Source organism: Streptomyces mobaraensis NBRC 13819 = DSM 40847, assembly GCF_017916255.1.
Classification (GTDB): domain Bacteria; phylum Actinomycetota; class Actinomycetes; order Streptomycetales; family Streptomycetaceae; genus Streptomyces; species Streptomyces mobaraensis.
In genome coordinates, this window is sequence record NZ_CP072827.1 from 6,535,958 (window position 1) to 6,550,792 (window position 14,835).

Annotated in this window: 12 protein-coding genes; 2 read left to right on the forward strand and 10 right to left on the reverse strand. The window is 74.8% G+C overall.

Features of this window, described 5'->3' with window-relative positions; all coding sequences use genetic code 11:
* Window positions 1–293: 293 nt before the first annotated feature.
* The 5 genes from J7W19_RS28135 to J7W19_RS28155 all read right to left on the reverse strand — a co-directional run bounded on the left by J7W19_RS28135 (window position 294) and on the right by J7W19_RS28155 (window position 6,410).
* Window positions 294–1,499 carry a beta-ketoacyl-[acyl-carrier-protein] synthase family protein gene (locus J7W19_RS28135; protein ID WP_004953987.1) on the reverse strand — a complete coding sequence of 402 codons (1,206 nt, stop codon included), beginning with the start codon at window positions 1,497–1,499 and terminating at the stop codon, window positions 294–296.
* Window positions 1,500–1,645: 146 nt separating this feature from the next.
* Window positions 1,646–2,230 (reverse strand): diguanylate cyclase, encoded by a 585-nt coding sequence (locus tag J7W19_RS28140; RefSeq protein WP_233478313.1) that lies wholly within the window; start codon window positions 2,228–2,230, stop codon window positions 1,646–1,648.
* Between the two features lie 263 nt (window positions 2,231–2,493).
* Window positions 2,494–3,609: an enolase C-terminal domain-like protein gene (locus J7W19_RS28145; RefSeq protein WP_004953983.1), complete on the reverse strand. Its 1,116-nt coding sequence runs from the start codon at window positions 3,607–3,609 to the stop codon at window positions 2,494–2,496.
* Between the two features lie 6 nt (window positions 3,610–3,615).
* Window positions 3,616–5,415: a thiamine pyrophosphate-requiring protein gene (locus tag J7W19_RS28150; protein ID WP_004953979.1), complete on the reverse strand. Its 1,800-nt coding sequence runs from the start codon at window positions 5,413–5,415 to the stop codon at window positions 3,616–3,618.
* Window positions 5,416–5,441: 26 nt separating this feature from the next.
* Window positions 5,442–6,410, reverse strand: coding sequence for a TIGR03557 family F420-dependent LLM class oxidoreductase (locus tag J7W19_RS28155; protein WP_040892420.1), 969 nt, complete (start codon window positions 6,408–6,410; stop codon window positions 5,442–5,444).
* 145 nt (window positions 6,411–6,555) lie between these two features.
* On the opposite strand from J7W19_RS28155, the gene J7W19_RS28160 reads away from it, so the two are divergent.
* A complete protein-coding gene (locus tag J7W19_RS28160; RefSeq protein WP_004953972.1) occupies window positions 6,556–7,344 on the forward strand; it encodes a phosphotransferase enzyme family protein in 789 nt (262 codons plus the stop codon).
* A 53-nt stretch (window positions 7,345–7,397) separates the two neighbouring features.
* On the opposite strand, the gene J7W19_RS28165 is transcribed toward J7W19_RS28160, so the two are convergent.
* Both J7W19_RS28165 and J7W19_RS28170 read right to left on the reverse strand, forming a co-directional pair.
* Window positions 7,398–8,642, reverse strand: a complete 1,245-nt coding sequence (locus tag J7W19_RS28165; RefSeq protein ID WP_210455393.1) for an MFS transporter — start codon at window positions 8,640–8,642, stop codon at window positions 7,398–7,400.
* 19 nt (window positions 8,643–8,661) lie between these two features.
* Window positions 8,662–10,866: an MMPL family transporter gene (locus tag J7W19_RS28170; RefSeq protein WP_004950553.1), complete on the reverse strand. Its 2,205-nt coding sequence runs from the start codon at window positions 10,864–10,866 to the stop codon at window positions 8,662–8,664.
* A 109-nt stretch (window positions 10,867–10,975) separates the two neighbouring features.
* On the opposite strand from J7W19_RS28170, the gene J7W19_RS28175 reads away from it, so the two are divergent.
* A complete protein-coding gene (locus J7W19_RS28175; RefSeq protein ID WP_004950551.1) occupies window positions 10,976–11,650 on the forward strand; it encodes a TetR/AcrR family transcriptional regulator in 675 nt (224 codons plus the stop codon).
* Here J7W19_RS28175 and J7W19_RS28180 read toward each other — a convergent pair.
* From J7W19_RS28180 to hemH, 3 genes are read right to left on the reverse strand one after another with little or no spacing between them, the layout of a single operon-like run.
* Window positions 11,608–12,153 carry an L-2-amino-thiazoline-4-carboxylic acid hydrolase gene (locus tag J7W19_RS28180; RefSeq protein WP_004950550.1) on the reverse strand — a complete coding sequence of 182 codons (546 nt, stop codon included), beginning with the start codon at window positions 12,151–12,153 and terminating at the stop codon, window positions 11,608–11,610. The genes J7W19_RS28175 and J7W19_RS28180 overlap by 43 nt on opposite strands.
* Window positions 12,086–13,633: a protoporphyrinogen oxidase gene (hemG, locus tag J7W19_RS28185; protein ID WP_040891499.1), complete on the reverse strand. Its 1,548-nt coding sequence runs from the start codon at window positions 13,631–13,633 to the stop codon at window positions 12,086–12,088. The genes J7W19_RS28180 and hemG overlap by 68 nt, the downstream gene beginning before the upstream one ends.
* A complete protein-coding gene (hemH, locus tag J7W19_RS28190) occupies window positions 13,630–14,784 on the reverse strand; it encodes a ferrochelatase (RefSeq protein WP_004950544.1) in 1,155 nt (384 codons plus the stop codon). Before hemH ends, hemG begins: the two co-directional genes overlap by 4 nt.
* Window positions 14,785–14,835 lie beyond the last annotated feature (51 nt).

Consider the following 14,835-nt stretch of genomic DNA (forward strand, 5'->3'; position numbering starts at 1 on the left):
CACGGCGCAGCCCGCCGCCCCTCGAACGGGTGATATCGCGGAGAACGCGCCCGTGGGAAGGGTGGCGGGCCATGGCGTACCGGATCCGGCCGCATCAGGCCGGATCAGGTCAGCACTGGGGCCGGCGGCCGTGGTTGGCGGCGTGGTTGCGGCGGGCGCGCTTCTTGCGGCGGCGCTTCGAGGACATGGGACCTCCTCGGGTCGGTGCGGTTTCCGCTGGGGCTCCTTACCGGTTTCCACGGTTCCACACCCGTTTCCCGAGTGCCACGGGAGTCACCGCCGCCGGCCCGGGGCTACCCCGCCGTCCGGAACACCAGCACCGTGTTGTGCCCGCCGAACCCGAACGAGTTGCTGAGCGCGACGTCGACCCGCTGCTTCCGCGGCCCGCCCCGCACGGCGTCGAGGGAGAGAGCGGGATCGAGCCGCTCCAGATTGGCGACGGGCGGGACGAGGCCGTGCTGCACGGTCAGTACGGTGACGGCCGCCTCGACGGCCCCCGCGGCCCCGAGCGTGTGCCCGAGCACCCCCTTGGTGGCCGTGACGCTCGGGCCGTGGGGGAGCAGAGCCTCGATGACGCGTCCCTCCACGAGATCGTTGGGCGGCGTCCCGGTCCCGTGCGCGTTGACGTGGTCCACCTCGTCCGCCGACACCCCCGCGTCGGCCAGGGCCAGCCGCAGCGCCCGCCGGGCGCCGGCGCCCTCGGGGTGCGGGGCGGTCGGGTGGTACGCGTCGGTGGCCGAGCCGCTGCCGGCGAACAGGGCGCGCGGGACGGCACCCCGCGCCCGCGCGTGCTCCGGCCGCTCCAGGACGAGGACGGCGGCACCCTCGCCGGCCACGAAGCCGTCACGTTCGGCGTCGAAGGGCCGGGAGGCGGCGGGTGGGTCGTCGCGGCGGCGGGAGAGGACGCCGAGCCGGTCGAACCCCACCATGTTCAAGGGGGTGAACCCCGCCTCGGTGCCTCCGGCGAGGACGACGTCGCAGCGGCCGGCGGTCAGCCAGAGCCGGGCCAGGGAGAGGGCGTCCGCTCCGGACGCGCAGGCGGTCACGGTGGCCGTGCTGGGGCCCAGCGCGCCGCAGTCCAGGGCCACTTCCGCGGCCGCCATGTTGATCAGGCTCATGGGGTGCAGCAGGGACGAGACGTACTCCGGCCCCCGGTCGCGCAGTCGGGCCTGCTGGTGCCACGTCGTCCAGCCGCCCCCGCTCCCGCTGCCGATGACGACACCGACCCGCGGCCCGTCCCAGACGGCGGGGTCGAGCCCGGCGTCGGCCACCGCCTCCCGCGCCGCGAGCAGTGCGGCGCGCGCGAACGGGTCGAGGCGCCACGCCTTGCGGCGCAGCGGCGCGAGGGCGTCGTCCAAGGCGGGCAGCGCGCAGCAGAAGTCCACGGCGTGTCCCTGGAGGGCGGGTCCCCGCGTCGCCGTTCCGACGCCGGCGCACACGGCGTCCCACGTCGGCTCGCGGCCGATCCCGCCCGCCGTGACCAGGCCCAGGCCCGTCACCGCCACCTCCGGACCGTAGCAGCGGGGTACGACAACGCCCCCGGACGGGCTCGGCCCCCGACAACGCCTCCGGGCAGGCTCGGCCCCTGCCCATGCCCCGGACGGGCCCGGCCCCCGCCGATGCCCCGGACGAGCCCCCGCCGCCGTCAGCCCGCGAGCGCCCGGTCGTAGCGCTCGGCCTTCGCCTCCGCCCGCCGCAGCCCGCGCCGCTTCATCCCCCGGCGGACGCACCGCACCAGCTCCTCGCCGTAGGGCAGGGCCACGAACGTGCCCACCGCCAGCGCGATCCCGGCCAGGTACTTGCCCGGCAGCGGCCGGCGGCGCGGGACGAACTTCCAGGCCGTCGGGTCGCCCGCGCCGCCGCGCAGCAGGGACCGCACCTGGTCGGGGTGGAGGCACATCAGCGACGCCAGCGCGGCGAACGGCAGCGACTCCAGGAAGCTGTGGATGTGCTGCTCCACGGGTTTGACGTCCCGTTCGCTGTCCACGGCCGTCCGGACGTCCCACAGCGCCGTCGCCTCGTGGCAGGCCGTCGCCCCGAGCTGCACCGACAGCAGCAGCGGGTTGACCTCGAAGAGGAGGGTGAGGGCGACCGGGATGCCGACCTCGGTCATCATCAGCGAGTGGATCAGCGACTCCTTGGTGCCCGAGGTGTCCTCGATCCGGGTGCGCCGGTGCATCACCCAGTCGGCCACACCCGGGATGAACCAGGAGGGCAGCAGCCCGTACATCAGATAGCGCGTCGTGGCGTTCTCCACCGCGACCTCGGACGCCAGGTCCGAGGCGAGGGACGTCCTGGCCGCCAAGGAGGAGGCGGTGCCCGGTGAACGCCGGGAGAACAGCGGCGACTTGACCGCCAAGGACGTCTTCGAGCTCAGGGAAGCGGCGACGCCGCGCTGACGGAACATGCGCAAAGGGTCCTTCCTCGCACGACTGAGAACGACTGAGAACGACTGAGAACGACTGGGACGGACAAGAAGGAAGAGGCCGGCCGTCACAGGACGCGGTAAGGGCTCGCCTCCGCCCGGCGGAAGGCCATCCCGTGCCCGGGGGCGCCGTCGGCCGCGGGCCGAATCGTTCCGCCGGTCGGGTCGAGGGCACCCGAGAACAGCGTCGACTCGATCCGCACATGGTCGTGGAACCACTCAAGGTGCCGCAGGTTCGGCACACACGCCGCCACATGGGCGTGCGCGTGGGGCGCGCAGTGCCCGGAGATCTCCAGGCCGTGCGCCTGGGCGACCGCCGCCGCCCGCAGCCAGCCGGTCAGCCCGCCGCAGCGGGTGGCGTCCGCCTGGAGGCAGTCGACCACCCGGGCCAGCCGGCCGAAGTAGGCCGGGTCGTACCCGTACTCGCCCGCGGCGACGTCGCAGCGGCACTGGTCGCGGACGACCGCCAGCCCCTCCAGGTCGTCGGAGGACACCGGCTCCTCGAACCAGGCCACGCCCAGCTCGGCCAGCGCCGCGCCGACGCGGACCGCCTGCTTGCGGCCGTAGGCGCCGTTGGCGTCCACGTACAGGGCGGCCTCCGGGCCGATGGTCTCCCGCGCGTGCCGCACCCGTTCGAGGTCGCGGTGCACCTCCCGGCCCCACGACTCACCGATCTTGATCTTGACGCGGCCGATCCCGTGCCCCCGCACCCAGCCGTCGAGCTGCATCGCCAGATGCGTGTCGTGGTACGTGGTGAAGCCGCCCGACCCGTACACCGGCACGTCCTCCACGACCGCGCCGATCAGCCGGACCAGCGGCAGGCCCAGCAGCCGGGCCTTGAGGTCCCACAGCGCGATGTCCACCGCCGACACCGCGCACCCCAGCAGCCCTTGCCGGCCCGCGTTGCGCACGGCCCGGACCATCGCCTCGTTGGCCCCGGCGACGTCCAGGGCGCCGCGCCCCACGACGAGGTCGGCCAGCAGCCCGGTGACGGCCGCGCCCGCCTCCGCGGGGGCGTATGTCCAGCCGGTGCCGGTCACCCCGTCGCAGTGCGCCTCGACGACCACGACCGTGGTGGCGTCCCAGGCGAGGGTCCCGTCGGCCTCGGGGGAGTCGGCCGGAACCGTGAACGCCGCGACGTCCAGCCCCTCGATCCGTCCGCCGGGCTTGCCGTCACCGCCCATCGCCCGTCAGGACTCCTTCTTGTGCCGGTGCGGCAGGAACTCCTGGACCTTCGCCTTGATGCCCTGCCGCACCATGCCCGCCCGGTCCGTGTCCCCCTTGAGGATGGATTTGGCCGTGGCCTCGATCTGGTCCCAGTCCGCGTGCGGCGGGATCGGCGGCACCGCCGGGTCGGTCACGAACTCCACCACCGCGGGCCCCTGCGCTGCCAGCGCCTCGCGCCACGCCGGCTCCACGTCCTCCGGCTTCTCCACCTTGACGCCCGTCAGCCCGATCGACCGGGCGAAGTCCGCGTACGGCACGTCCGGCAGCTGCTGGGACGGCAGGAACTGCGGCGACCCGCTCATCGCCCGCATCTCCCAGGTGACCTGGTTGAGGTCCTGGTTGTTCCACACCCCCACCACCAGCCGCGGATCCTCCCACTCCGCCCGGTACTTGGCGATGGTGATCAGCTCGGCCAGCCCGTTCATCTGCATCGCCCCGTCGCCCACCAGCGCCACCACCGGCCGCTCGGGGTGGGCGAACTTGGCGCCGATCGCGTACGGCACACCGCTGCCCATGGTGGCCAGGGTGCCGGAGAGCGAACCGCGCATCGGCGGGCGCATGCTCACGTGCCGCGCGTACCAGTTGGCGACCGAACCCGAGTCGCAGGTGACGATCGCGTCCGACGGCAGCAGCGGGGACAGCGCCCGCGCCACGTACTCCGGGTTGACGGGATCGGCGCTCACCGCCGCCCGGGCCTCCACCACCTTCTTCCAGCGGGCCACGTTCTGCTCCACCTTCCGCTGCCAGTCGCGGTCGGTGGAGCGCCGCAGCAGGGGGATCAGGCGCTGGAGGGTGGCGCGCGCGTCGCCGATGAGGTTGACCTCGTACGGGTAGCGCAGCCCGGCCATGTGCGGGTCCAGCTCGATCTGCACGGCCCGCGCGGAGCCGAACTCCGGGAGGAACTGCGAATAGGGGAAGTTGGAGCCGATCGTCAGCAGCGTGTCGCAGTCGCGCATCAGCTCGTACGACGGGCGGGTGCCCAGCAGGCCGATCGAGCCCGTCACGTACGGCAGGTCGTCGCCGAGCACGTCCAGGCCCAGCAGGGCCTTGGCGACCCCGGCCCCCAGCAGGTCCGCGACCTGCTCCACCTCGGCCCGGGCCCCGGCGGCGCCCTGCCCGACCAGCATCGCCGTCCGGTGGCCCGAGTTGAGGACCTCCGCGGCCCGCTCCAGGGCCTCGTCCGACGGTGCCGCCTGCCAGTCGCTGTGGTCGAGGCTGGACGGCACCATCTTGAACGCGTGCCCCGGCGCGCTGTACGGGAGCTCCTGGACGTCGGCGTGCACGATCACCGCCGTCGGCGCCCGCCGCCCCAGCGCCGTGCGCGCCGCCCGGTCCAGGACGTTGGGCAGCTGCTCCGGGACGGTGACGGTCTCCACGAAGTCCGAGGCCACGTCCTTGAGCAGGGTGTGCAGGTCCACCTCCTGCTGGTACGCGCCGCCCATCGCCGTCCGCGCCGTCTGGCCGACGATCGCCAGCACCGGGACGTGGTCGAGCTTCGCGTCGTAGAGGCCGTTGAGCAGGTGGATGGCGCCGGGGCCGGACGTGGCGACGCAGACCCCCAGCCGCCCGCTGAACTTCGCGTATCCGACGGCCTCGAAGGCCGCCATCTCCTCGTGCCGCGCCTGGATGAAGCGCGGCTGGTCGCCCGCCCGCTCCCAGGCCGCGAGCAGCCCGTTGATCCCGTCGCCGGGATAGCCGAAGACCCGCTCCACGCCCCACTCGCGCAGCCGGGCCAGGATGTGGTCGGAGACCTTCTCAGCCACTGTGTTCCTTTCCGCTGAGTGTCCGCTCAGCCCGCCGTGTCGGCGAGCCGGGGCAGTACCTCGGTCCGGTAGAAGTCGAAGAAGCCCCGCTGGTCGGGGCCGATCTGGTTGACGTGGACCCGGTCGAAGCCGGCGTCCGCGTACGCCCGCAGCGCCGCCGCGTGCTCCTCGGGGTCGTTCCCGCAGGTCACCGCCTGGGCCACCCGGTCGGGGGTGACGAGCTGGGCCGCCTGCTCGAAGTGGGCCGGCGTCGGCAGCACCTGGTTCAGCTCGCCGGGCAACTGCTCCACCGCCCACAGCCGGTGCGCGGTGCGCAGCGCCTCGTCCCGGTCCGGCCCCCAGCACACCTTGACGCCGCCGTGCACCGGCCGGCCCGCGCCGCCGGCCCGCCGGAAGCGGTCGACCGCGTCCGCGTCCGGGCTCATGGTGATCAGCCCGTCGCCACACCGGCCCGCCACCTCCGTGGCCGCCGGGCCGAAGGCCGAGACGTCGATCGGCACCGGTTCGTCCGGAAGGGTGTACAGCCGGGCGTTCTCCACGGTGTAGTGCCGCCCGGCGTGGCTGACCTGGCCGCCCTCGAAGAGCAGCCGCATCACCCGGACGGCCTCCTCCAGCATCTCCAGCCGGACCGCCGCCCGCGGCCACGGACCGCCCAGCACGTGCTCGTTGAGCGCCTCGCCGCTGCCCACGCCCAGCCGGAACCGGCCGGGTCCCAGCAGGACGGCGCTGGTCGCCGCCGCCTGCGCGGTGACGACCGGGTGCATCCGCACGGTCGGACAGGTGACGGCGGTCTCGACCGGCAGGGAGACCGCCTTGGCCAGCGCCCCGATCACCGACCAGACGAACGGGCTGTGCCCCTGCTCGCCGGTCCACGGATGGAAGTGGTCGGAGATCCACAGCGAGGTGAACCCGGCGTCCTCGGCCATCCGGGCCTGCTCGACGAGGTCCGCGGGGGAGTGCTCCTCGCAGGACAGGAAGTAGCCGTACCGGGTCACGGGGGCCATCGACGGAGACTCCCTCCTCGTCTGGGGCCGGTGTGCTCAGACCGGACGGGTAACCCGGCGGTGCGGTGCCGAAACCTCGCGCCGACGGCGGGCCCCGGTGGCGGGGGCGGTCGGCCGGTGGCGGAGACTCGCCCTCATGACCAGTCACGACGAGCTGCCGCTGGCCGGCGGGAACGTCAGCGGGGGCGTCGTCCGCGTCGGCGACACCGTCCGCCGTCCCGCCGGCCCCTGGACCCCCGCCGTCCACGCCCTCCTCACCCATCTGCACGCGGCGGGCTTCACCGCCGCGCCGCGTCCCCTCGGCATCGACGACCGGGGCCGCGAGGTCCTGACGTACGCGCCGGGCGACGTCGTCTGGCCCGACCGGTTCGCCCTCCTCGACCCCGAGGAGCGGCTGGCCCGGGTGGGCCGGACCATCCGCGCGTTCCACGACGCGGTCCGGGACTTCACCCCGCCGCCGGACGCCCGCTGGCGGACGCTCGTCCCGGCCGACGGCACCGAGATCATCGCCCACCACGACCTGGCCCCCTGGAACCTGGTGACCGACGGCGACGGCCCCTGGGCCTTCATCGACTGGGACACCGCCGCCCCCGGCACCCGCCTCTGGGACCTCGCCTACGCCGCGCACGGCTTCGTCCCGCTCACCGACCGGCCCGGCCTCCGGCGCACCGACGCCGACGCCGCCCGCCGCCTGCGCGTCCTCGTCGACGCCTACGGCCTGGACGAGCCGGAACGCCGCCGCCTGGTCCCCCTCCTGGCCCGCCGCGCCCAGGCGATGCACGACTTCCTCCGCACCCGCGCCGCCCGCGGCGAACAGCCCTGGGCCCGGATGTGGTCCGAGGGGCACGGCGACGTCTGGCGCGCCGACGCGGAGTACACGGAACGGCGCGCGGCGGACTGGGAGCGGGCGCTGCTGGACGGGTGAGCGGTGGCGGGACGTCGGGAGCCTCCCGGCGCCCGGGCAGGTGGCCCCCGCGCTCAGTCCTTCCCGCCGCCCGCCGGTGTGTGCCGGAACCACCGTGCGGCCAGTGCCGCCCCCGCTCCCGCCAGTATCGCGCCGCCCGCGAGGGCGAGGCGCAGGTGGCCGGTGGTGACGCCGTCGTGGAAGGCCAGGCCCGCCAGGGCCGTGCCGCAGGCCGCGCCGGCCAGGCGGCCGAAGGAGAGCTGGGAGGAGGCGCGGCCGTGCAGGCGCCGGGGGACGGAGTTGAGGGCCGCGCGGGACGTCGAGGGGAACAGCAGGCCCAACCCCGCGCCGAGGAGGACGCCGCCGGGCAGCAGCCAGAGGCCGTGCGGCGCGGTGCCGGGCACGGCGTACGCGGCGCAGGCCGCCGCGCAGGCGAGGAAGCCGGCGGTCGCCGGGACCCGTTCGCCGTAGCGATCGGTGAGCCGGCCGGCCACCGGGCCCGCCGCGCCGATGCACAGGGCCACCACCATCGGGGCGAGCGCCGCCCGCAGGATGCCGTAGCCCGCCGCGTGCTGGAGGTACTGCTCGACGAGGTAGAACGAGCCGATCATCACCGCGAAGGTGAGGGCGGCCACGGCGGACGCGCCGCGGACCGCGCCCATCGGGGGCCGTTCGCCGGGCACCGGCGCCGGGCGGCGGCGGTGTGCGCCCTCCGCCGGGGACCGTGCCCAGCGCAGGACGCACACCGCCGGCGCCAGCCCCAGCGGAAGCAGCGCCCACCAGTTGGCGCGCCACCCCCATACCTCCGTGAGCACCCCGCCCAGCAGCGGCCCCACCAGGTTCGACAGCCCCGAGGCCGCCCCCCAGATGCCCAGCGCGGTGCCCCGCCGCTCCGCCGGGAAGCCGGACACCGCCCCGGCCAGCGCCGCCGGGCTGGCCAGCCCGGCGCCCGCGCCCTGGAGCACCCGGGAAGCGACGAGCACCCCGAACGAGCCCGCGAGCGCGCCCGTCAGGGTGCCCGCGCAGAACACCGCCAGCCCGGCCAGGGCCACCGCCCCGGGGCCGAACCGGTCCACCAGCCGCCCGCCGGGGAACAACCCCACGGCGTACACCGCGAAGTACGTGGTCATCAGCCACGCGGCGGTCCCCGCCGAGACGTCGAACGCCGAGCCGACCGACGGCAGGGCGACGGCGACGATCGTCCCGTCGGCCTGGAGCAGCGCGGCGGTGGCGGTGTAGACGGCGAGCCGGTTCCAGGCGGCGCGCGGCACGGCGGGGCGCCGCACACCGGCGCCCGCCGCGCCCGCGGTATCGGTCATGCCGGGTCAACTCCCTTTGTCAGTCGGCCGGATCGGGGACCGCCGCCGCGGCCGGCGCCGTGCGCCGCGCGGGCCACCACGCCTTCTCGCCCAGCAGGTACGTGACCGCCGGCACCAGGACCACCCGCACCAGGACGGTGTCGAGCAGCACGCCCAGCGCCACCGTGAAGCCGAGCTGGAAGAGCATCACCAGCGGCAGGATCATCAGGATCGAGAAGGTGCCCGCAAGCACCAGGCTCGCACTGGTGATCACCGATCCGGTGCTGAGCAGGGCGGTGCGCACGGCGGTGCGGGTGTCGTGGGCGCGGGCGTCCTCGCGGACCCGTGCCATGAGGAAGATGTTGTAGTCGACGCCCAGCGCGACCAGGAAGAGGAACGCGAACGTCGGCATCACGGGGTTGACGCCGTGCTGCCCCAGCAGGTCCCGGAAGACGAACATCGAGATCCCGAGCGCCCCGAAGAACGACACGACGACCGTGGCGATGAGGTACAGCGGTGCCACCACCGCCCGCAGCAGCGCCACCAGCACCAGCATGATGATGGCCAGGACCAGCGGCACCAGGATCCGCAGGTCGCGGTCGGCGGCGTGCTTGGTGTCGAGCTGCACGGCCGGGTCGCCGCCCACCACCGCCCGTACCCCGGACGGGAGTCCGGAGGACAGCGCGTGCCGGACGTCGGCCACCCGGTCGAGCCCCTTCGCGTCGTACGGGTCGGTGTCGAGGACGGCCTGGAGCCGGCCCGCCCGGCCGTCCTCCGACCGGACGCGCTGGGGCGCGACCGAGGCGATGTCCGGCACCGAGCGCACCCGGGCGGCGGCCCCGGCGAGGTCAGCGTCGGACAGCGGGCCGTCGGCGCGTTCCACGACGACCGTCAGGGGCGCGGCGGTTCCGGCGGGGAAGGCGTCGGAGAGGGTGCGGTAGCCGGCGGCGGACGACGTCGGTTCGCGGAAGGCGTGCAGCAGGCTCATGTCGTCCACGGACCGGGTCAGCCCGGTCGCGCCCGCGGCGAAGAACAGCAGCGTCGCGGCCGTCGCCCACCACGGCCGGCGGAACACCGCCCGCGCCGTGCGCTCCCAGGCGCGGCCGATCGCACCGGGACCGGCCGCCCCCTGCCGCGCGCGGACGCGGCGCAGCAGGGCGCGCGGGCCGATCAGCGCCAGCAGCGCGGGCATCAGCGTGAACGTGGAGAGCAGCACGCTCGCGGTCCCGATGATGCCGACCGGGCCCAGCACCCGGGTGGAGCCGAGGTCGGCGGCGAAGAGGGCGGACAGCGAGGCCATCACCGTCAGCCCGCTGAAGAAGACGGTGGGCCACACCCGCCGCACGGCGCGGCGCAGGGCGGGCCAGGCGGCGGACGGGTCCGCGGCCAGCTCCTCCTGGTAACGGGCCGTCATCAGCAGGCAGTAGTCGGTGCCGGCGCCGAACATCAGGATCAGCATCAGCGACGTGGCCTGGCTGTTGACGAGCAGCCCGGCGTGCGCGGCCAACGCGTAGACGATTCCGGCGGCCAGGACGTAGGCGAAGCTCACGACGACGAGCGGCACGAACGCCAGCAGCGGGGAACGATAGACGATCAGCAGGAGGACGAGGACCAGGACGGCGGTCGCCGCCAGCAGCCGGAAGTCGACGTCGCTGAAGACGGCGATGGCGTCGGCGCTGATCCCGGCCGGGCCGGTGACGTCGGTGGTCACGCCCGACGGCGGGTGGAGGGCGTCGCGCAGCGCGTCGACCGTCTCGCGGACCTTCTTGCCGCCGGTCGCGGTGACCGGGACGACCGTCACGGCCACCGAGCCGTCCGCCGAGACCAGCCCGGGGACGGGCCGGCCGCCGGCGGTGAAGGGGGCGACGGGCGCCTGGGTGCCGGGTACGGTACGCAGCCGCGTGGCCTCGGCGACGACCGCGTCCCGGTCGGCGGGGGTCAGCCCGCCGGGGCGGCGCTGGACGACCAGGGCCGGGCGGGTGTCGCCGTCGGGGAAGCGGTCCTTGAGGAACCGGGACACCTCGGCGGACGGCGCCGAGTCGGGCAGGAAGGCGGCGGCGTTGTTGCTCGTGACGCTCTGCAGCTTGCCCTGGAACGGGCTGAGCAGGCCGGCGAGCAGCAGCCAGGCGACCACCACCAGCCAGAGGAGCAGGCGCGGCCGGGCGCCGGAGGCGGGTGGCGCCGAAGGCGCGGTCTTCCGGTCGGGCCCGCTCCGCTGACGCCCGGCCTTCGCTTCGCTACGCACTGCATCACCGCATTCGGGGTCTAATCTGGGGCCTCGGCTCGGGGCCTCAACAGTCCCGCCAGATAGTAGACCAAGCGCCAAGGCTTAGACACCTTGTCAAGGAGGGTGAGTGGACACCGAACGACCCGATGCGGCGGCCGGCCGTTCCGGTTCCGGATGGAACCGGATGGTCGCCCTGCACAAGGAACAACTGCGCGCCGCCATCGGGGAGGCCGCGGTGCAGATCGCGGCCGAGCAGGGCCTGGCCGGCACCACCATGTCGAAGATCGCGGAACGGGCCGGCGTCTCCCGGGCCACCGCCTACAACTACTTCAAGGACGTCGAGCACGTCCTGCTGTCGGTGGTCAGCGACGAGGTCGACAGCTTCTACGGGCGGCTGCGCGAGCGGCTGGACGGCGTCCACGGCCCCCGGGCCCGGCTGGAGGCGTTCCTCACGGCCCACCTGGAGTACTTCGCGCGCCCCGAACGCCGGTCCGGGGCCCTGCAGTTGCAGGCCCTCGGCATCAGCCCGACCAGACGGGAGCGGATGGCCGCCCACACCGACCGGCTGCGCGCCCTCCTCTCCGAGGTGCTGGAGAGCGGCCGGGCGGAGGGCGTCTTCGACGAGCGCGTCAGCCCCGACCGGCACGCCGAACTCCTGATGCACCTGCTCTCGGCCGCCCGCGGCCAGGTGCTCAGGGGCGACGTGCCGGTCGCGACGCTCGCCGCCGACCTGCTGCTGCTCGTCGAGAACGGGCTGTGTCAGGACGGCCCGTCCGAGGCGGCCGGGCGGGGGCGCGCGTAGCGGAAGACGCAGACGTGGTGCCCGTCCGTCTGCCGGCGCAGGCTCTCGGCCGACATCTCGGGGAAGGCCCGCCGGGTCGCCTCGAAGTCGAGCTCGCAGAGGACGGGCCGCGGCTCGCTCAGCCCGATGTCCTCGGCCGCGGTCAGGCACATGCAGGTCCGGCACACCTCCATGACCACGTCCTCGTCGTCCGTCGAGACGTCGATCGCCTCCTCCAGGAAGCCCATGGCCGCGAACCGGGGGAGGGCTTTGCCGAACCCCTCGGCGAGCGAACACCCCGTGATCAGCGGCCCCATCCGGGCCGCCTGGCGCTCGGGATACCCGTCGAGCAGCACCTCCCGCGCCTCCTCCGGTCCGCGCTCCGCCTCCAGTTCGAGGTAGCGGCGCAGGCGGTCGCCGAGCATCCGGCGCGTCTGCGCCCGCTTGTCGGCGCCGTCACCGCTCCCGGCGGCCGGACCGGTCGGTGCCGTCGGTGCGGAGGGGGTCCGGGTCGTGTCGGTCACGCTGCTTCTCCTCGTGTCGGGGGAGGGGTCGGGGGGTGTGGTGCGGGGTGTCGTCCCGCGGGCCGGGGGCTCCGCCCCGGGAAAGCGGTGCCGGGACCGCCGCGCGCAGCGCGGTCAGCACCTCCGACGCCGCCCGCCGGGCGTCGCGGACGCACTCGTTGACCGCGACGCCGTGGTACGCGGCGCCCGCCAGATGCAGTCCGGGCACACCGGCGACGGCGTCCAGCAGCGCGCGCACCCGCGCGCCGTGCCCCGGCGTGTACTGCGGGATCGCCTCGGGCCAGACGTGGTCGTGCCGGAACTCCGGCCCCGCCGCCGGGCCGAACAGCGCGGTGACGTCGCGGTGCACCGCGGCCACCGCCTCGTCCGCGTCCAGCTCCGCGAACCCCGGGTCCTCGGCGCCGCCCGCGAAGGCGCGCAGCAGGACGCCGTCGGGCGGCGCGCAGTCGGGGAAGACGACGGACGCGTGGACGACGCCGAGGATCCTCGTGGGCTCCGGCGGCACCGTCAGATAGCCGAAGCCGCGCGGCAGGACGGCCAGGTCGCGCCGCCGGTAGCCGACGGACACCACGCGCACCGGCGCGTACCGCACCCCCGCCAAGGTCCGTGCGGGGCCGGGAAGTCGCGGCGCCAGCAGCCGCGCGGCGGCGGGGGCGGGCACGGTGACGACGACGTGGTCGGCGCGGACCGGCTCGTGCCCCGCCGTCTCCACCAGCCAGCCGCCGTCCGGCCCGGGGGCGGGCCGCAGGGCGGTCACCGGGCGTCCCGTCAGCAGCCGTTCGCCGAGCCGCCGCGTCAGGGCGTCCACCAGCACCCGCATGCCGCCGTCGGCGAAGCCGGTCAGCCGCGGGGGCGGTCCCGCGCGGCCCGCGGCGCGGAGCAGCCGGCCGCGCAGGGCGGCCAGCAGCAGGCCGCCGCGGTCGCGTTCGAGCGCCCTGATCCGCGGGAAGGCCGCGTCCAGACTGGTCGTCCAGGGGTCGCCGGAGGTGACGCCGTGCACCAGCGGCGCCGCCAGCAGGGCGGCGGCCCGCGAGCCGAACCGCCGGGCGAGGAAGGCGTGCACGGTCTCCTCCCCGGCCGCTGGGCGGACCAGCGGCTCGGCCAGGACGCGGGCCTTCGCCGCGGGGCCCAGCAGCGGGCTGGCGGCGAACGAGGCGGCGCCGAGCGGCAGCGGCAGCAGCCGGCCGCCGCGCAGCAGGAACCGCTCCCGGGCGGCGTCCGCGGCCGGCCGCAGCCGGGGGCCGAGCCCCAGCGCGTCGGCCAGGGCGCGGGTGTCGGCGCCGTTGTCGAGGAAGCCGTTGGGGCCCAGATCGACGGTGTAGCCGTCGGCGCGGTGGCGGGCGATCTTCCCGCCGGCGACGGGCTCCGCCTCCAGGACCGTCACCTCCGCGCCGGGGAGCGCGGACAGCACCTCGACGGCGGCGGTCAGCCCGGTGATCCCGGCGCCGACGACGGCGACGCGCGGGCGTGCCCCGGTCACGGCGCCGCGCCGGGCGCGGAAGCCCGCCCGTTCCCGGCCGGATCGGGCCCGGTCGGACCGAGTGCGGCCGGACCGGGCCCGACCGGATTGAGGATCTCCCGGCACGTCGGATCCGCGCACCCCGCGCAGCGCAGCCCGAACTGCGGTCCGCAGGGGATTCCTGCGGCCAGATGGTCGGCGACCACCTGCGCCATGGCGTCCAGGAAGAGCGGGTCGTCATTGGGCGCCGGCGCCCGCCGGAACCGTGCGACACCGGCCTCCTCGGCGGCCTCCGCGAACTCGACGTCAATTTCCGACAGCGTATCCAGATGGTCAGTGGTGAAAATGATTCCCACTATCAGGATATTGCGCCGCCCCTGTTTTCCGAGGGACCGAATGACGGATTCCGTGTTCGGCCCCTGCCATGTCACCGGCCCGACGTCGGCCTGAAAGCACAGCACGTGCTCCTGGCGGTCGCCGAGCTCCCGCATCACATCGCGAACGGTTCCCGCCACTTCCTGAAGATAAGGGTCCCCTCTGTTGATCACGCGCTGTGGAAGGGAGTGCGCGCTGAACAGCACCACGACGTCGTCCCGCTCGGATTCCGGGAATTCCGCCAGTCCCTCGCGCACCTTCGCCGCCATGGCCTGCACATACGCCGGATGCGTCGACCAGCGGTCGACGACGCTCCACCGGAAGGCGGTGTCCAGCCGCAGCCGCCGGGCCGACGCCCACAGCTCGTGCAGACTGGAACCGGTGGTCGAGCAGGAGTACTGCGGGTACTGCGGGAACGCCACGACGCGCCGCACCCCGTCCGCCGCCATCCGGCGCAGCGCCTGCGCGCTGCTCGGCTCGGTGTAGCGGAAGGCCAGGTAGAAGCGGTGCGGCGCGGTCTGCGGGCTGAGTACGTCGAGCCGCTTGACCAGCCCCTCACCCTGACGGACCGTCCAGTCGTACAGCGGGGAGCCGCCGCCGATGCCGGCGTAGACCTTCTCCAGCCGAGGGGTGCGCAACCGGGCGATCAGCGGGCCCAGAGCGGACTGCGCGGGGAGCCGGATGATCTCCCGGTCGCTGAACAGGGAGTGCAGAAAAGGGCCGACCTCGCGCAGCGTACGAGGTCCGCCCAGGTTCATCAGGACGACGCCGGTAGGGCTCGGATTCTCATGTTCCATATTTCGTCCACCCCCAATCAAGGGGCGATCCTAGACTCGCCCTTGACACTC